Source organism: Romboutsia sp. 1001713B170131_170501_G6, assembly GCF_015668195.1.
Classification (GTDB): Bacteria; Bacillota; Clostridia; order Peptostreptococcales; family Peptostreptococcaceae; genus Romboutsia_C.
The window spans coordinates 384140-400959 of sequence record NZ_JADPFC010000002.1 but is presented as its reverse complement, the minus strand read 5'-3'; the positions used below and the strand labels follow the sequence as shown (position 1 = coordinate 400959).

General features: G+C 28.7%; 23 protein-coding genes. All 23 read left to right on the top strand.

Translation table 11 applies throughout. From position 1 onward, the window contains the following. Positions 1-7 precede the first annotated feature (7 nt). Positions 8-535, top strand: a complete 528-nt coding sequence (locus I4U89_RS07710) for a YceD family protein (RefSeq protein ID WP_092924402.1) — start codon at positions 8-10, stop codon at positions 533-535. Between the two features lie 13 nt (positions 536-548). After that, on the top strand, positions 549-725 hold the full coding sequence (gene rpmF / locus I4U89_RS07705; protein ID WP_071119670.1) for a 50S ribosomal protein L32: 177 nt from the start codon (positions 549-551) through the stop codon (positions 723-725). 145 nt (positions 726-870) lie between these two features. Then, complete coding sequence (gene fapR / locus I4U89_RS07700; protein ID WP_195939804.1) at positions 871-1428, top strand: transcription factor FapR; 558 nt, start codon at positions 871-873, stop codon at positions 1426-1428. 11 nt (positions 1429-1439) lie between these two features. Then, complete coding sequence (gene plsX, locus I4U89_RS07695; RefSeq protein ID WP_195939803.1) at positions 1440-2447, top strand: phosphate acyltransferase PlsX; 1008 nt, start codon at positions 1440-1442, stop codon at positions 2445-2447. A 28-nt stretch (positions 2448-2475) separates the two neighbouring features. Continuing rightward, positions 2476-3462, top strand: coding sequence for a beta-ketoacyl-ACP synthase III (locus tag I4U89_RS07690; RefSeq protein ID WP_195939802.1), 987 nt, complete (start codon positions 2476-2478; stop codon positions 3460-3462). Positions 3463-3472: 10 nt separating this feature from the next. Continuing rightward, positions 3473-4402 carry an enoyl-[acyl-carrier-protein] reductase FabK gene (gene fabK / locus I4U89_RS07685; RefSeq protein WP_195939801.1) on the top strand — a complete coding sequence of 310 codons (930 nt, stop codon included), beginning with the start codon at positions 3473-3475 and terminating at the stop codon, positions 4400-4402. 15 nt (positions 4403-4417) lie between these two features. Next, positions 4418-5374, top strand: coding sequence for an ACP S-malonyltransferase (fabD, locus tag I4U89_RS07680; protein WP_195939800.1), 957 nt, complete (start codon positions 4418-4420; stop codon positions 5372-5374). Then, positions 5368-6117, top strand: a complete 750-nt coding sequence (fabG, locus tag I4U89_RS07675; RefSeq protein WP_195939799.1) for a 3-oxoacyl-[acyl-carrier-protein] reductase — start codon at positions 5368-5370, stop codon at positions 6115-6117. Before fabD ends, fabG begins: the two co-directional genes overlap by 7 nt. 176 nt (positions 6118-6293) lie before the next feature. Beyond that, positions 6294-6518 (top strand): acyl carrier protein, encoded by a 225-nt coding sequence (gene acpP / locus I4U89_RS07670; protein ID WP_092924416.1) that lies wholly within the window; start codon positions 6294-6296, stop codon positions 6516-6518. Positions 6519-6533: 15 nt separating this feature from the next. Continuing rightward, positions 6534-7769, top strand: coding sequence for a beta-ketoacyl-ACP synthase II (fabF, locus tag I4U89_RS07665; protein WP_195939798.1), 1236 nt, complete (start codon positions 6534-6536; stop codon positions 7767-7769). A gap of 208 nt (positions 7770-7977) precedes the next feature. Further along, complete coding sequence (locus I4U89_RS07660; protein ID WP_195939797.1) at positions 7978-8406, top strand: hypothetical protein; 429 nt, start codon at positions 7978-7980, stop codon at positions 8404-8406. A gap of 87 nt (positions 8407-8493) precedes the next feature. Then, positions 8494-9462, top strand: a complete 969-nt coding sequence (gene spoIIIAA, locus I4U89_RS07655; protein WP_195939796.1) for a stage III sporulation protein AA — start codon at positions 8494-8496, stop codon at positions 9460-9462. Continuing rightward, positions 9452-9973: a stage III sporulation protein AB gene (locus I4U89_RS07650; RefSeq protein WP_195939795.1), complete on the top strand. Its 522-nt coding sequence runs from the start codon at positions 9452-9454 to the stop codon at positions 9971-9973. Before spoIIIAA ends, I4U89_RS07650 begins: the two co-directional genes overlap by 11 nt. A gap of 10 nt (positions 9974-9983) precedes the next feature. Further along, positions 9984-10181, top strand: coding sequence for a SpoIIIAC/SpoIIIAD family protein (locus I4U89_RS07645; protein WP_092924426.1), 198 nt, complete (start codon positions 9984-9986; stop codon positions 10179-10181). A gap of 15 nt (positions 10182-10196) precedes the next feature. After that, a complete protein-coding gene (gene spoIIIAD / locus I4U89_RS07640; RefSeq protein WP_195939794.1) occupies positions 10197-10583 on the top strand; it encodes a stage III sporulation protein AD in 387 nt (128 codons plus the stop codon). A 14-nt stretch (positions 10584-10597) separates the two neighbouring features. Beyond that, positions 10598-11785, top strand: a complete 1188-nt coding sequence (spoIIIAE, locus tag I4U89_RS07635; protein WP_195939793.1) for a stage III sporulation protein AE — start codon at positions 10598-10600, stop codon at positions 11783-11785. A 10-nt stretch (positions 11786-11795) separates the two neighbouring features. Next, the gene (locus I4U89_RS07630; RefSeq protein ID WP_195939792.1) at positions 11796-12362 is read left to right on the top strand and encodes a stage III sporulation protein AF; all 567 of its coding nucleotides are present in this window, start codon (positions 11796-11798) and stop codon (positions 12360-12362) included. Positions 12363-12376: 14 nt separating this feature from the next. Next, positions 12377-12922 carry a stage III sporulation protein AG gene (locus tag I4U89_RS07625; RefSeq protein ID WP_195939791.1) on the top strand — a complete coding sequence of 182 codons (546 nt, stop codon included), beginning with the start codon at positions 12377-12379 and terminating at the stop codon, positions 12920-12922. Positions 12923-12947: 25 nt separating this feature from the next. After that, complete coding sequence (locus I4U89_RS07620; RefSeq protein ID WP_195939790.1) at positions 12948-13598, top strand: SpoIIIAH-like family protein; 651 nt, start codon at positions 12948-12950, stop codon at positions 13596-13598. Positions 13599-13740: 142 nt separating this feature from the next. After that, positions 13741-14103, top strand: a complete 363-nt coding sequence (locus I4U89_RS07615; protein ID WP_195939789.1) for an Asp23/Gls24 family envelope stress response protein — start codon at positions 13741-13743, stop codon at positions 14101-14103. 76 nt (positions 14104-14179) lie between these two features. Then, positions 14180-14683 (top strand): transcription antitermination factor NusB, encoded by a 504-nt coding sequence (gene nusB, locus I4U89_RS07610; RefSeq protein ID WP_092924440.1) that lies wholly within the window; start codon positions 14180-14182, stop codon positions 14681-14683. Then, the gene (locus I4U89_RS07605; RefSeq protein WP_195939788.1) at positions 14664-15641 is read left to right on the top strand and encodes a Kae1-like domain-containing protein; all 978 of its coding nucleotides are present in this window, start codon (positions 14664-14666) and stop codon (positions 15639-15641) included. The genes nusB and I4U89_RS07605 overlap by 20 nt, the downstream gene beginning before the upstream one ends. Further along, positions 15613-16818, top strand: coding sequence for an exodeoxyribonuclease VII large subunit (xseA, locus tag I4U89_RS07600; protein WP_195939787.1), 1206 nt, complete (start codon positions 15613-15615; stop codon positions 16816-16818). The genes I4U89_RS07605 and xseA overlap by 29 nt, the downstream gene beginning before the upstream one ends. Positions 16819-16820 lie beyond the last annotated feature (2 nt).

Sequence of the window (16820 nt, the reverse complement as noted above, 5' to 3'; positions counted from 1 at the left end):
GAATACAATGCAAATCAGTCTAGATAAATTAATAAGAAGAGAAACTGACAAATTAGACTTGAATTTTTCTCAAAAAGTTGATACTATTAGTTATTGTGATAACAACTATAAGTTAGTTTCACCAATAAATTTAAATGGTAAAATATCATCTACTAAAAATGGATTATACCTAGATGTAGATGTAGATTTTACAATTCTTGACCAATGTTCAAGATGCTTAGAAGATGTCGAAGTACCAATAGAATACTCTATAAATGGTTTTTTAGTAAAAGAAGACTATGATGAAGATAGTTTTGAAGATGATGATGCATTCATCTATGATGGACAAGTTGTAGATATTATAGAACTTATACAACAAACATTAGACTTTAAAATACCACCAAGAGTTCTTTGTGATGAAGATTGTATGGGACTTTGTCAAGGATGCGGAGCAAATCTTAATAAAGAAAATTGTTCTTGCACTGAAACTGCGAACGACGAGGAGAATATTGATCCCCGTTTTGCTAAATTAAAAGATATATTTAAAAACGACTAAGGAGGTGGCGTAAATGGCAGTACCAAAGCGTAAAACATCTAAATCAAAAACTAAAATGAGAAGAGCAGCTAACTCTAAAATGGTAGCAACTGGATTTGTAAGTTGCCCACAATGTCATGAGCCAAAATTACCACATAGAGTATGTCCAGACTGTGGATATTATAAAGGTAAAGAAGTTGTATCTGAATAATAACTTCTAAAAACATGTAGATTACTCTACATGTTTTTTTTGTTTAAACAAAAAATAATAAAAAAGTATTGCTAATTTTATTGTGATACTATATACTACTATTAGTAGCTGGTACTAATTACAGCTATAAAAACTTGGAGGTAATATGAAAAAGAAAAGTAAAGCCCAAAGACAAAAGGAATTAGTAGAAATGTTACAGGCTGACCCTTTTTATACAGACGAAGAGTTAGCTAGTCTATTTGAAGTTAGTATTCAAACTATAAGGCTAGATAGAATGAGTCTGAATATACCTGAACTTAGGGAAAGAGTTAAGACTATTGCAGAAGCAGAAAGTTCAAAGGTAAAAACTCTTGGGATTAAGGAAATTACAGGAGAAATAATTGATTTATCAGTAGGTAAATTAGGGATATCTATGCTAGAAATTACAGAAGATATGCTTTATTCTAAAACTAATACTTTAAAGGATACATATATATTTTCTATGGCAGACTCATTAGCAATGGCTATAGTAGATGCACCAAAGGTAATAATGAGATTTGCAAATGTTAAATGTTTGAAATTAATAGAGCAAAAGGATAGACTTATAGCAAAGGCTGAAATCTATAAAAATGTAGGTACAAAGCATTATGTCAAAGTTGTTATTAATAATAAAGCGCAAGAGCAAATATTTAGAGGAAAATTTATATTTGAAGAATTAGATTAGGAGGAGAATATATGAAAATAGTAATTGATGGTATGGGTGGAGATAATGCACCACAATCTAATGTAGAAGGTGCAGTTAATGCAATAAAAGAATATGGAATAAATTTAGTAATAACTGGAGATAAAGATATATTAGAAAAAGAATTCTCAAAATATGATTTTGATAAAGAAAAACTTGAAATAATTCATACAACAGAAATTATAGAAAATGAAGATAAGCCAGTAAAAGCCATAAGATCTAAAAAAGATTCATCAATGGTTGTTGCACTTAGACTTGTAAAAGAAGGATATGCAGATGCAGTTATATCAGCGGGAAATACGGGAGCATTACTTGCTGGTGGACTATTTGTAGTAGGTAGAATTAAAGGTATAGATAGACCTTGTTTATGTCCAGCTATACCAAATGCTAAAAAAGGAATGACTCTTATAGCTGATGGTGGGGCTAATGCAGATTGTAAACCAAGAAACTTAGTAGAGTTTGCAGCTATGAGTAATATATATGCTAAAAAAGTTTTAGGTATTTCTAATCCTAGAGTAGCTTTAGCTAATGTAGGACTAGAAGAAGGAAAAGGAAATGATTTAGTAAAAAAAGCTTATGAAGAATTAAAAAATGTAGACTTAAACTTTATAGGAAATGTAGAAGCAAGAGATGTAATAAATGATTATACAGATATAATTGTTTGTGATGGGTTTACAGGTAATATACTTCTAAAATCAGCAGAGGGTGTTGCAATATCTGTAATGGGACTTTTAAAAGAAACATTCCTATCAAGTACAAAAGGTAAATTAGGAGCAATGCTTTTAAAGGATGATCTAAGAAAATTAAAATCATTTATGGATTATGCTGAATATGGAGGAGCACCTTTATTAGGAGTTAATGGAGGAGTTATAAAAGCACATGGCAGTTCAGATTCAAGAGCTATAAAAAATGCTATAAATCAAGGAATAAAATTTGCTAAAGGAAACGTGCTACAAGATATAAAGGATTTTGTAGTAGTTAACAAAGAAAGCGAAGAATAAAAAACTCGTATGGAGGGTTAATTTATATATGAACAAAAAAGCTGGTATATTAGGCGTAGGAAGTTACCTACCTAAAAAGGTAGTAAATAATTCTTACTTTGAAAAAATATTAGATACAAATGATGAATGGATAAAAACTAGAACAGGAATAAGTGAAAGAAAAATAGCTGATGCTAATGAATCAACATCAGATTTATCTGCAAAGGCAGCGCTTAAAGCTATGGAATGTGCAAATTTACAAGCAAGTGAAATTGATCTTATAATAGTAGCAACTGCTACACCAGATATGGCATTTCCATCAACTGCATGTTTAGTACAAGAAAAAATAGGTGCAGTTAATGCTTGTGCTTTTGATATATCAGCTGCATGTTCAGGTTTTGTATATGGATTAACTATCGCTAAACAATTTATAGAAACTAACTGCTATAAAAACATCTTGGTAATAGGAGCAGAAGTACTTTCAAGGGTATTAGACTACAGTGATAGAGGTACTTCTATCCTATTTGGAGATGGAGCGGGAGCAGTTGTTATAGGTAAAGTAAATGATGGTGGAATACTATCTACTTACCTTGGTGCAGATGGAAGAGGTAAAGACTTCTTAAATATACCAGCTGGAGGATCTAGGCTTCCAGCTAGTAAAAGCACTGTAGAGGATAATCTTCACACTATAAAAATGGCAGGAAATGACGTATACAAATTTGCAGTTAGGATAATGGGAGATGCATCCATAAAGGCTATAGAAATGGCAGGTTTGGACACTAATGATATAGATTATCTTATACCACATCAAGCAAATATAAGAATAATAGAGGCATCGGCAAAAAGACTTAAGTTAAGTATGGATAAAGTTTATGTAAATTTACACAAATGCGGAAATATGTCTGCAGCATCAATCCCTGTTGCTATGGATGAAGCATATAGAAGTTCTAAAATCAAAAAAGATGATAACGTAGTATTAGTAGGATTTGGTGGAGGACTTACTTGGGGAGCTTCAGTTATTAAATGGAGTATATAAGGAGGAAATGATGAATAAAATTTGTGAATTATTAAATATACAATATCCTATAATACAAGGCGGAATGGCATGGGTTGCTAATGCCAATTTAGCAAGTGCTGTTTCAAATGCAGGTGGATTAGGAATTATTGCAGGTGGTAATGCACCAAAGGAAATAATAAAAGAAGAAATAAGAAAATGCAAGGAGTTTACAGATAAGCCTTTTGGTGTAAATGTAATGCTATTATCTCCATTTGCAGATGAAATAATAGATTTGGTAATAGAAGAAAATATACCTGTGATAACAACAGGAGCAGGTAACCCAGCAAAGTATATGAAAAGACTTAAAAAGGCAAATGTAAAAGTTATACCAGTAGTTCCAACAATAGCATTAGCGCAGAGAATGGAAAAGCTAGGAGCAGATGCAGTTATAGTTGAAGGAACAGAAGCCGGAGGTCACATAGGAGAATTAACTACTATGGTGCTAACCCCGCAAGTTGTAGATGCAGTTAATATACCTGTTATAGCAGCAGGTGGTATAGCTGATGGAAGAGGCGTTGTTGCAGCACTTGTCCTAGGAGCTAAAGGAGTTCAAATAGGAACTAGATTTATATGTAGTGAAGAGTGTAGTGTACATGAAAACTATAAGAATATGATTATAAAATCTAAAGATAGAGACGCTATAGTAACAGGAAGAAGTACAGGCCATCCTGTTAGGACACTTAAAAATAAATTATCAAAAGAAGTTCTTAGTATGGAAAAGCAAGGATTAGATCCAAAAGAGATAGATAAAAAATGTGTGGGATCCTTAAGAATTGCTACTATAGATGGGGATATTGAAAATGGGTCGTTTATGGCTGGTCAAATAGCATCTATAGTAAAAGATATTAAGCCTTGTAAGGAAATTATAGATGATATAGTCAACCAAGCTAAAGAGATAATGCCAAGTATAAATTTATAGATTAGGAGGTGGCTTATGGGTAAAATAGCATTAGTATTTCCAGGACAAGGAAGTCAGTATGTAGGCATGGCAAAAGATATATATGAAAATGATAGTATAGCCAAAGACGTTATAGATAGAGCTTGTGAAGTTTTAGACATGGACCTAAAACATATAATGTTTGAAGGTGATAATGAAACTTTATCTAAAACAGAAAATACTCAGCCAGCGATAGTTACTCATAGTATAGCTCTTTTAAAATCGTTAAGCGAAAAAATAGACTTTAAATATGATGCATGTTTAGGATTATCATTAGGGGAATATAGTGCGTTAGTAGCTGCAGATGCTATTGAATTTGAGGAGGCCGTTTCTTTAGTTAAAAAAAGAGGAAGATTTATGCAAGAAGCTGTCCCAGTAGATAAAGGAGCTATGGCTGCTATACTAGGATTAGATAGGAATAAGCTAAAAAACATAATAGATAATATAGATGATGGAATAGTCGAGGTAGCAAACTATAATTCTCCAGGGCAAGTAGTTATATCAGGAGAAAATAAACATATAGATAAAGCTATAAAATTACTAAAAGAAAATGGAGCTAAAAGAGCTGTTAAGTTAAATGTTAGTGGTCCATTTCATTCATCAATGTTAAAAGAAGCAGGAATAAAATTATCTAAAGAATTAAATAAGGTTAACATAAGAAAACCTAAGGTAAGTGTAGTATCAAATGTTAATGCAAAATACTATGAAGATGAAGGCAAGGATTTACTTATATCACAAGTTAGTTCTTCTGTACTTTGGGAAGATTCAATAGAAAAGTTAATAAATGAAGGTTATGACACATTTATAGAAATAGGCCCAGGAAAAACCTTAAAAGGATTTATAAAGAAGATATCTTTAAATATAGATAAAAATGTAAATATTTATAATATAGAGAATATGGATTCTTTAGAAGAATTCGTAAAGAGCTATAAGAATGGAGAGATAGTATGTTAAATCTGAAAAATAAAATAGCAGTAATAACAGGTGGGTCTAGAGGTATAGGAAAAGAGATTGCTAAAAAACTTGCATATAATGGAGCTAATATAGTTATAAACTATACATCTAAAGAAGAAGAAGCATTAAAAACAAAAGAAGATATAGAAAATTTAGGTGCAAAATGTATAGTTATAAAATGTGATGTATCAAAATCTGAAGAAGTTAATGAAATGATAGATAAAACTATAAAAGAATTTGGTAGAGTTGATATATTAGTAAACAATGCAGGTATAACTAAAGATAACTTACTTATGAAAATGAAGGAAGAAGATTTTGATAAGGTAATAGATATAAATTTAAAAGGTGTATTCAATTGTACTAAGGCAGTTACTAGACCTATGATGAAAAATAAATATGGAAAAATAATAAATATATCATCTGTAGTAGGGATAATAGGAAATGCAGGTCAAGGAAATTACTGTGCATCTAAGGCAGGAGTTATAGGATTTACAAAATCAACAGCAAGAGAACTTGCATCAAGGAATATAAATATAAATGCAGTAGCACCAGGATTTATAGACACTGATATGACAAAAATATTAAGTGATGATATAAAAAATAGCATGTTAAGTACTATCCCTAAAAAAGAATTTGGAAAACCAGAAGATGTAGCTAATGCAGTAGTATTTTTAGCAAGTGATATGTCTAGTTATATAACTGGTCAGGTTATAAATGTAGATGGTGGAATGGTAATGCAATAATAAAGATTTTTAAAATTTATTGATAATTTAAAGACTTTATTATAAATCATTTAGAAATAGATGAAAATGAGTGAATACGAGCTATATCCTTGGTGATATTAGCAAAGTAAACTTTATGTATGTATAGTTATAAAATAAAAAGATTGAAAATTTTGAAAAATTAGGAGGAAATAAAAATGTTTGAAAAAGTTGTAGAAATAATAAGAGAGCAATTAAGTGTAGAAGATAAGGAAATAACAATGGAGACTTCATTAATGAAGGATTTAGAAGCTGATTCATTAGATGCAGTAGAAATAATAATGGCTTTAGAAGATGAATTTGGAGTGGAAATACCAGATACAGAAGCAGAAAACTTCAAATCTATAGGAGATATAGTTAAATTTATAGAAGCTAATAAATAGTGGAGGTATTTCTCTATGAAAAAGAGAGTTGTAATAACTGGTTTAGGATGTGTTACACCTATAGGAAATAATAAAGAAGACTTTTGGAAAAATATAAAAGCTGGTGTTTGTGGAATCGACACTGTAACTAGATTTGATGCTAGTACTTTCCAAACTCAAATAGCAGGAGAAGTAAAAGATTTTAATCCAGAAGAATATATAAATAAAAAAGAAATAAAAAGATTAGATAAATTTACTCAATATGCTATAGCTGCATCTAAAATGGCAGTAGAAGATGCAAAATTAAACTTAGATTCTATAAATAAAGATCGTATGGGTGTAATAATAGGAACAGGAATAGGTGGAGTTGAAACTATAGAACAACAACATAAAATTCTTTTAGACAAAGGAAACAAAAGAGTAAGTCCATTTTTAGTTCCTATGATGATAGGAAATATGGCATCAGGTCAAGTGTCTATATTTTTAGGAGCTAAAGGAGCGAATACAAATGTATGCACAGCTTGCGCATCAGGGACACATTCAATAGGAGATGCTTTTAAGATAGTACAAAGAGGAGATGCGGATATTATGGTAGCAGGAGGAAGTGAAGCTCCTATAACTCCACTTGCATTTGCAGGATTTTGTAATATGAAGGCTATGTCAACTAGAAATGATGATCCAAAAACTGCATCAAGACCATTTGATAAAGATAGAGATGGATTTATCATGGGAGAAGGTTCAGGAGTTTTAATACTAGAAGAATTGGAGCATGCTTTAAAAAGAAATGCTAATATATATGCTGAAATTGTAGGGTATGGATTAACAGCAGATGCATATCATATGACGACACCAGCTGAAAATGGTGAAGGAGCAGCTCGTTCTATGGAAATGGCCCTAAAAGATGGAGAGGTTCCTATAGAAGAAGTTGACTATATAAATGCACATGGAACATCTACTTACTACAATGATAAACTTGAAACACAAGCCATAAAAACAGTATTTAAAGAAAAAGCATATGACATATGTGTATCATCAACTAAGTCTATGACAGGACATTTATTAGGAGCAGCAGGTGGAGTAGAAGCAGTAGTTTGTGCCATGAGTATAAAAGATAACTTTATACCGCCTACAGTAAATGTTCAAAATGTAGATGAAGAACTTGATTTAGATTATGTATTAGATAAAGGAAGAAATAAAAAAGTTAGATATGCATTATCAAATTCACTAGGGTTTGGTGGGCATAACGCATCTATAGTATTAAAGAAATATTAGTAAAATAGACTTTCTACAAAAGTAGAAAGTCTATTTTAATTATAAGGATTATATACTTTATTTGTTTTTGGTAGGTTATAAAAGTAAGCACTAAAATCTTAATATATAATAAATTAAATTAGTATAGAAAATATTTTGTATATAAAGTTTTATATAAAAATATAAGGGTATAATTAAAGGAGCAAAAAATTTATGGAGATGACGGAATATGGAAAATTTTGTACCAAGATGTTATAAGAAAAATCTACTATTAATAGCTGGAATAGTATGGATTTTAGCTGGAGGGATGGTTTTAAAACTTGGGCTTGATGCATTTTTAAGTTTAAGAAGTAAAATAATAATATCAATAATAGTATCTATAGTAGTATTTTATATATTTTTCAATTTTATATTTAAAAAATTAGTTAACAAACATAGAGATAGAATAGCTGACAAAGATAAAGAAAAACTATGCATATTCTCATTCTTTGACACTAAAAGCTATATAATAATGGCTGTTATGATGACATTAGGTATAACTATTAGAGAAAGTTCATTTGTAAAACCAATATACTGGTCACCAGTATATATAGGTATAGGAAGTGCATTATTTTTAGCAGGTATTTTATTTATAGTACAATGGAAAAGATGGAAATAGAGAAGGAGTCTTATGACTTCTTTTTTTGTTGTCATAAATTTTATGTTTATTTAATAGAATTTATATATACAAAGGAGGAGGATAGTTATGTATGAACTTAGCAATGAAGTTATAAATTCACTAGCAATTAACGTAAGGGATAAAATTAAAAATATAATAAAAGATGGCATAAGTATAGAAGAGATAAGATTACGCTGTAATAAACCACTTATCATAAATTCAAATAATAAGGACTATTTTTATAATATAAACTTGAACAAGCTTGAAACTAGCTATGGTGATTCATACATAGTAACTAAGGATGATATAGAGCAAAGCTTCCAAATGATATGCAAATATTCAATACATTCTTTTATTGATGATATAAAAAAAGGATTTATAACATTAAGAGGAGGACATAGAGTAGGTATTGTTGGGAAGGCAATAGTTGAAGATGGACAAGTTAAAAATATAAAGCATGTATCATCTTTAAATATAAGAGTATCAAAGGAAGTTATAGGATGCTCTAATAAAATTTTAAATCATATCATAAAAGGAAGCAATTCAGTAAATAACACTTTAATAATATCTCCACCTCAGTGTGGCAAAACAACTCTAGTAAGAGATATAGTAAGAAATTTAAGTAATGGGAATAAAGATTATGGATTTAAAGGTATAAAGGTTGCTTTAATAGATGAACGTAATGAAATAGGAGGATCATATCTTGGAATACCTCAAATGGATGTAGGAATAAGAACTGACATAATAGAAACTTGTCCCAAAGATATAGGAATAATAATGTTACTTAGGTCTATGTCACCTAATTTAATAGTAACAGACGAAATAGGTAGTAAAGGTGAAATAGATGCCTTATATACGGCTTTAAATAGTGGTGTTAGCTTAATAACTACAGTACATGGTGATTCTATAGAAGATATAAAAAATAGAAAAGAATTAAATAGATTATTAGATAAAGAGCTATTTAAAAAAGTAATTATACTTTCTGCTAAAAATGGGCCAGGAACAATAGATAAAATATATGATTTAGAAGAAAAGAGATGGTATTTTGCAAATTAAAATTACAATAATAGGTATTTTAGTAGCTTGTAGCTACTTAATAGGTGAATATATAAGTAAAGCTTATACAAAAAGGCATAAACAAGTAAATGATCTCATAAAAATATTAGAGATAATGAGAATGGACTTGAACTTTGGTATGTATACCTTAGAAGAAATGTTTGAAAGACTTTCAAACAAAAAAGAATATTTTACACATAAGTTTTTTATGAAGTTAAAATATGGACTTACAAATAATACTGAAAAAATATTAGAAGATATTTTAAATGACAATATAAGTATTTTAAAAAAAGAAACCTATTTACAAGATAAGGAGGTTGATGAAGTTAAAAAACTTATATTAGCTTTAGGCAAAAGTGATATAGAATCTCAAACTAGAATGATCGATTTATGTATAGAAAATTTAAAGGGCATAACTAATGAAACTAAAGAAGATATAAATAAAAAAGGTGCAGTTTATAAAAAATTATCTACAATTATAGGATTAGCTATAGGAATAATTTTGATATAGGAGGATTAGTATGGATATTTCACTAATATTTAAGTTAGGTATAGGAGCACTTTTAATAACAATAATTAATACTATATTAGATGCTTCAGGCAGAAAAGACTGGCAAATATATGTCACTGTAGTAGGAGTAGTTATGGCATTTACAATTGTATTAAAAGAGGTAAGTGTTTTATTTGATACAATAAAGACGATGTTCATGCTTTACTAAGTAGGGGGTGACATTTTGGAAATTATAAAACTTATTGGAGTCGCTATACTGGCAATGACTATTTGTTTAATTATAAGACCTAAAAGACCAGAGATGGCAAATTTCATAGCAATACTTGCAGGGGTAACGATACTTTTATCTGTAATATTTAAGCTAAACTTTATAATTGAAAGTATACAAAGTTTAGCACAGAAGGCTAATATACCATCTGTATATATAACTTTAATAATAAAACTAATAGGTATAGCTTATCTTATGGAATTTGCAATACAACTTTGTAATGATTGTGGAGAAAAAAGTATAGCCTCCAAATTAGAATTTGGAGGAAAAGTAATAGTTATGACTATGTCTTTTCCAATACTCTTATCTATTGTAGAGATGATAATAAATATTATCCCTTAGGAGAATGATTACATATGAAAAAAAGTTTTTTAACATCTATACTTACTATATTTATGATTATAGTATCTTTTTCTATAAGTTTTTCAAACGAAAATGATAATGATGAAAACTATAATGAAACAAAGAAAAGTATAGATAATTATATAGATAGTCAATTAGAAAAAATAAACATAGGAGAAATAGAAAATTTTATACAAGATTCAATAGTAGTAGAAAAAGTCGATTTAAAAGTATTTATAAAGGAACTTATAAGTGGAGAAAAAACAATAACAGATTTGTTTAAAAAAGAATCTATAAAATATATGTTATTTGATGAATTCAAAGCAAGTCTAAAGGTAGCATCACTAATATTAGTACTAGCACTATTATCATCTTTACTTAAAAGTTTACAAAATTCTTTTTCATCGGGAGCAATAAGTCAAATAATTACTTATATAATATTTATAACAATAGTATCTCTTACGTTAGTCGGATTTAAAGATATATTATCAATATGTAATGATACTATAGATTCCACCGTAAATTTAATGAAAGTAATAATGCCTATACTTATAACATTATTGGTGCTTATAGGATTTCCTATTACATCAACAGTTTTAAATCCAATATTTATAGGTGGAGTTGCATTTATAAATATAATTTTTAAACAATTTTTATTCGTTTCAATTTCTGTAGCATTTGCAATTCTAGTCGTAAATAACTTATCTCAAAGTATAAAACTCAAAAAACTATCATCTTTTATAAGACAAATAAATTTAGTTTCTATAGGAGCAATGTTTACTATATATTTAGGACTTGTATCTATGCAAGGTTTATACGTAAAAAGCATAGATAATTTTACAGTTAAAACAGCTAAATTTGCCTTAGGAAACTTTATCCCAGTGGTAGGGAATTTTGTATCTGATTCAGTTGATATATTACTCTCATCATCACAGCTTATAAAAGGTGTATTTGGTGGAATAGGCCTTGTATTAATAGTTGGAATTTGCTTGTTTCCAGTTATAAAAATATTATCTGTAGTATTAGTTTATAAAATATCTGCTATAGTAGTAGAGCCTATAGGAGAAGAGAAAATATCAAGCTTTTTAAATGAAATAGCTAACTTAATGGTAGTAATGTTGGCTTGCATAATTGCAATTGCAATAATGTTTTTTGTAACAGTAGCAATAATAACTTCAATAAGTGTAGTAGCTCAAGGATAAGAGGTGGGTTATGTTAGAAGGTATAAAACAGTGGATTATAACTATACTAATAGGTGCTTTTATAGTAAATGTAGTTAATATGATTTTACCATCATCTAAAATAAAACCCTATATAAATTTAGTACTAAATTTCATATTTGTGTTTATAGTTTTAACTCCAATTATAAATATATTTTCATCTAATATCAGATTGGAGGACACTATTTTAAAGTCTATGGCTAAGTATAATAAAGAATATGTAGATAGTATAAATGGTTTGGCAAATGAAACAGGTAAAGATAGCTTAAGTAAAGGATATGAAGATGGACTTAAAGAAGTCTTAAAGCTAAAGTTAGATGAGTATGGATATGAATTAGAAGATGTAGATATAAATGGATCTGATATAGAAAATATAAAAGTTAAAGAAAAAAATAGTAATAAAAGTGAAAAAGAGGACATACAATCTAATGAAAAAGAAAAAATAAAACAAGCTTTTAATGAAAGTGATGAAAGTCAAAAAGGAATAGATGAAGATAAACTAAAAGAGGACTTAATAGAGATACTAGATGTATCTATAGAAACTATAGAAATTGATTAATAGGAGTTGTGGGGATGTTTAAAAACCTAAATGAAAAAGATAAAAAAAAGATATACACATTATTATCTTTAGTAGTAGTTTGTGCAATAGCTCTTATTGCAATGCCAAATTTATCACCAAAAGATGATAAGAAAAAAGAGGTAGTTACAAAGAATGAACCAAAAGCTACTCAGATTCCAAGTAAAGAAGATGCTTTAGAAAGTAAGCTAAAGGAAATATTATCAAAAATAGAAGGTGCTGGGGAAGTAGATGTGATGATAACATTTGAGTCTAGTGAAGAAATTCAACCTGCATATAATTCAAACTCAACTACAGAAAAAACAGAAGAAAAAGATACTAAGGGAGGAGAAAGAACTATAACAACATCAAGTGATAATAAAACTATAATAACATCAGGTTCAAATGAACCAATAGTACTAAAAACTAATGAGGCTAGTGTAAAAGGTGTAATAGTAGTATCAAGTGGGGCTAGTGACCCTGCTGTTAAAGAAACACTTTATGATGCTGTACAAACTGCTCTTCAAGTAGCAGGGCATCAAGTAGAGGTATATGCAAAGTAATAAATATTAAACTGGGGGGATAAAAATGAAGTTTGATTATAAAGGTAGAGGTTTTGTTGTAGTAAGTTTAGCAGCTATGTTAGTAGTAGTAGGAGTTGTAAATTATAAGTTAAGCGAAAAATCAGCTATAGAAACAGGTCAAGAGCTAAAAGCGTATGAAGAAGCGCAAATAGAGAAAAACTCAGAAAAAAAATCTGAAAATAAAAAAGATAAAGAAGATGAAGTAGAAGTCGTAGATAGTAAAAAAAGCGAAGTTAGTGAAAAAGTAACTGAAACGAGTAAGGAGATAAAAAGTCAATTAACATCAGAAAAAAATATGAAAAAGTCTACATATATACTAGATATGAAAATGACTAGAGAAAAACAAAGAAATGAATTAAGTGGACAATTAAATGAAATGATAAATAATCCATCTACTTCAGATAAAGCTAGGGAAGAGGCATCAAATATGAAGCTTAAATTAGTTAAAGACCAGGAAACTGAACTTAAAATAGAAAACTTATTAAGTACTAAAGGTTTTGAAAATGCATTAGTATATATAAGTGATGAAAGTGTAAATGTTGTAGTAAATGAGAAGAAATTTGAAAAGAAAGATGCAGCAAAAGTATTTGATTTAGTAGCAGAAGAAGCTAAAGTAGATTATGAAAATATAAAAATTATGAACAATGAAAATTAATACAAAACAAAAAATGTACATATTAATATAAAGAAAACAATAACCTTAGAATTTAACTAAGGTTATTTCCTTGCAAAGTTTAATGGTATTTGGTATTATTATAATTATAAAATAGTTCCTTATATAAGGGGGTAAGTTTATCATGGAAAATAATGATTTTGGACAAGTTAAAATATCTAATGATGTAATATCTACTATAGCAGGTCTTGCAGCATTAGAGATAGAAGGCGTTGAAACGAATACAACATTAACAGATAAATTATTTAAAAATAATGGTGTAAAAATACAAGTAGAAGAAGAGGAAGTTAGCTTAGATGTTATGGTTATGATAGAATATGGTGTATCTATACCAGACATAGCTTTTAAGATTCAGGAAAATGTTAAAAACACTGTTGAGACAATGACAGGATTAAATGTTTCTCAAGTTAATATACATGTTCAAGGAATCAGCTTTAAGAAAGAAAAAGCTGAGAAAGAAGAAGCTAAGCAAGCTAAGAAAAGTTAATCAAACCCTCTGAAAATCAGAGGGTTTTTTATTGTGTAATATGTACATAATATCAATTAGAGGAGGATTAAGACTAATGAAAAATGATAAGGCGAGAAAAGTAACTACAAGAGAGTATATGATGAAATTAATATATCAAACTCAAATAACTAAAGAAGATATGGGTGATGTATTAGATAAATTTTTAAATGATCAATTAGAATACATAACAAATAGATATGAAGAGCTTAGATTACAATATTCAAATAACCCAGAGTTAAAATTAGAAAATTTAAAAGCTGATGATGTTATAGATAGAGAATATATGGCTCAAATGTGTAAATTATTAAGTGAAAAATCGGACGAGATAGATGCAATGATAAATAAATATGCTAAAAATTGGTCAGTTAATAGAATGGCCAAAGTAGACTTAGCAATATTAAGACTAGCTATATGTGAAATATTATTTGTAGAAGAGATACCAAATAAAGTTTCAATCAATGAAGCTATAGAAATGGCTAAATTATACTGTGATGACAAAACTCCTAAATTCATAAATGGAATATTAGGAAGTGTTGTTAGTGAAACAGAATCAAAATAATATAATAATAGGAATAGATACTAGCTGCTATACAACTTCTATAGCAGCTATATCTTTAGATAAAAAAGTAATATTTAATGAAAAAATATTACTTAAAGTAAAAAAAGATAGTAAGGGATTAAGGCAAAGTGAAGCTGTTTTTCAGCATATAAATAATTTAGGAGAAATAGACAGTAAAATAAAATCGATTATAAATAAATATAATGTAGTTGGAATATGTGCATCTACAAAACCAAGGCCAATTAAAAAATCTTACATGCCAGTATTTACTGTAGGATATAATTTTTCTAAGTTGTGTTCAACGATGATAGGTTGTGATTTATATGAAACTACTCATCAAGAAAATCATATAGAAGCAAGTCTTTTAAATAATAAATTAAATGAGGAAAGGTTTTTATCTGTTCATATGTCAGGAGGAACAACAGAAATACTACTTTGTACTAAAAACAAAGAAAGCTATGATATAGAAATAGTGGGTGGAAGTAAGGATATAAGTTTTGGGCAACTTATCGATAGAATTGGAGTTAAGATGGGATATGACTTCCCTTGTGGTAAGTATATAGATGAAAATGCATTAAATTGTAAATCTATAATAAAACAAGGTTTAAAAACATCTGTAAAAGAGGGATATATGAACTTATCAGGTCTTGAAAATCAAATAAATAATATAATAGATGATTATGATAAAGAATATATAAGTAAATTAGTTTTAGATGCAGTAGTTAGAAATATGATAAAATCAATAGAACATATAAGTAAAGAATACAATATAAAAGATATAGTATTTGCTGGAGGAGTATCTGCTAGTAAGTATATATCGAAAGAGTTAACAAATAGATTAAGAAAATATAAGATAAATACATATTTTACTAAACCAGAGTACGCAACAGACAATGCTGTTGGTTGTGCTTTAATAGGAGTGAAAAAATTTGAAAATAAGAGCCTTAACTATAAGTGAAGCTAATTCATATATAAAAAGAATATTAAGTAATGATCCTATTCTATACAATTTAAAAGTAAAAGGAGAAATATCGAATTTTAAAATACATAGTAGTGGAAACGTATACTTATCTTTAAAAGATGAAAATTCAAAAATAAACTGTGTTATATTTAAAAATAATTATAATAAAGACTTAGCGTTAACTAATGGAACTAAGATTATAGCTAATGGATATATATCTGTATATGAAAGAGATGGTTCTTATCAGTTGTATATAAATTCTATAGAAACAGAAGGCATAGGAAATTTATATATAGAGTTTAATAAATTAAAAGAAAAGTTAGAAAAAGAAGGATTATTTGACAATAAATATAAAAAGCCTATTCCTAAAATACCAAATTCCATAGGCGTAGTAACATCACAAACAGGTGCAGTTATAAGAGATATAGTAAACGTAGTAAAACGAAGATACCCAAAAGTTAGTATAAAACTATACTCTGTCAATGTCCAAGGTGAAAATTCAAAGTATGATATATGTGATGGGATAGAATTTTTTAATAGGATGGACAATGTAGATACCATTATAGTTGGTAGAGGTGGAGGATCTATAGAAGAGTTATGGTCATTTAATGAAGAAATTGTAGCTAGGGCAGTCTTTGAATCTAAAATACCTATAATATCTGCAGTAGGACATGAAACAGATTTTACTATATGCGATTTTGTAAGTGATATGAGGGCACCTACACCATCGGCAGCAGCAGAAATAGCAACACCATCACTAGAGGAACTAAACTATAAACTACATAACATATTAAATAGAATGAATAAATCATTAACTAGTAATATAAATATAAATGAGCATAGGCTAAATCATACTATAGATAATATAAATAGTTATGTTAAGTCCTATATAATAAGAGATAAAATTATACAATTAGATAGGATATATGATAAAATAACACTTGAAGCAGAAAAGAAATTAAACACAGAAAAAGATCGACTTTCAAAAACTGGAGCAATACTTCATAATATGAGCCCATTATCAACCTTAGATAGAGGGTATAGTATATTATCAAAACATGGAGTTACAGTAAACAGTATAAAAGAGATAAATTTTAAAGATAACTTGGATATAGTTTTAAAAGATGGAAGTATTGAGTGTACTGTTGAAAAAATAAAATCAAAAGAGGTATAGAC

What these genes read in the sequence shown, in the direction of transcription:
- nusB (WP_092924440.1), top strand. Translation starts at nt 14,180, where the DNA reads ATGAAAAATGATAAGGCGAGAAAAGTAACTACAAGAGAGTATATGATG.
- plsX (WP_195939803.1), top strand. Translation starts at nt 1,440, where the DNA reads ATGAAAATAGTAATTGATGGTATGGGTGGAGATAATGCACCACAATCT.
- rpmF (WP_071119670.1), top strand. Translation starts at nt 549, where the DNA reads ATGGCAGTACCAAAGCGTAAAACATCTAAATCAAAAACTAAAATGAGA.
- fabK (WP_195939801.1), top strand. Translation starts at nt 3,473, where the DNA reads ATGAATAAAATTTGTGAATTATTAAATATACAATATCCTATAATACAA.
- I4U89_RS07630 (WP_195939792.1), top strand. Translation starts at nt 11,796, where the DNA reads ATGTTAGAAGGTATAAAACAGTGGATTATAACTATACTAATAGGTGCT.
- I4U89_RS07660 (WP_195939797.1), top strand. Translation starts at nt 7,978, where the DNA reads ATGGAAAATTTTGTACCAAGATGTTATAAGAAAAATCTACTATTAATA.
- fabF (WP_195939798.1), top strand. Translation starts at nt 6,534, where the DNA reads ATGAAAAAGAGAGTTGTAATAACTGGTTTAGGATGTGTTACACCTATA.
- I4U89_RS07615 (WP_195939789.1), top strand. Translation starts at nt 13,741, where the DNA reads ATGGAAAATAATGATTTTGGACAAGTTAAAATATCTAATGATGTAATA.
- I4U89_RS07625 (WP_195939791.1), top strand. Translation starts at nt 12,377, where the DNA reads ATGTTTAAAAACCTAAATGAAAAAGATAAAAAAAAGATATACACATTA.
- I4U89_RS07620 (WP_195939790.1), top strand. Translation starts at nt 12,948, where the DNA reads ATGAAGTTTGATTATAAAGGTAGAGGTTTTGTTGTAGTAAGTTTAGCA.
- acpP (WP_092924416.1), top strand. Translation starts at nt 6,294, where the DNA reads ATGTTTGAAAAAGTTGTAGAAATAATAAGAGAGCAATTAAGTGTAGAA.
- spoIIIAA (WP_195939796.1), top strand. Translation starts at nt 8,494, where the DNA reads ATGTATGAACTTAGCAATGAAGTTATAAATTCACTAGCAATTAACGTA.
- fabG (WP_195939799.1), top strand. Translation starts at nt 5,368, where the DNA reads ATGTTAAATCTGAAAAATAAAATAGCAGTAATAACAGGTGGGTCTAGA.
- I4U89_RS07710 (WP_092924402.1), top strand. Translation starts at nt 8, where the DNA reads ATGCAAATCAGTCTAGATAAATTAATAAGAAGAGAAACTGACAAATTA.
- I4U89_RS07645 (WP_092924426.1), top strand. Translation starts at nt 9,984, where the DNA reads ATGGATATTTCACTAATATTTAAGTTAGGTATAGGAGCACTTTTAATA.
- spoIIIAE (WP_195939793.1), top strand. Translation starts at nt 10,598, where the DNA reads ATGAAAAAAAGTTTTTTAACATCTATACTTACTATATTTATGATTATA.
- I4U89_RS07690 (WP_195939802.1), top strand. Translation starts at nt 2,476, where the DNA reads ATGAACAAAAAAGCTGGTATATTAGGCGTAGGAAGTTACCTACCTAAA.
- fapR (WP_195939804.1), top strand. Translation starts at nt 871, where the DNA reads ATGAAAAAGAAAAGTAAAGCCCAAAGACAAAAGGAATTAGTAGAAATG.
- fabD (WP_195939800.1), top strand. Translation starts at nt 4,418, where the DNA reads ATGGGTAAAATAGCATTAGTATTTCCAGGACAAGGAAGTCAGTATGTA.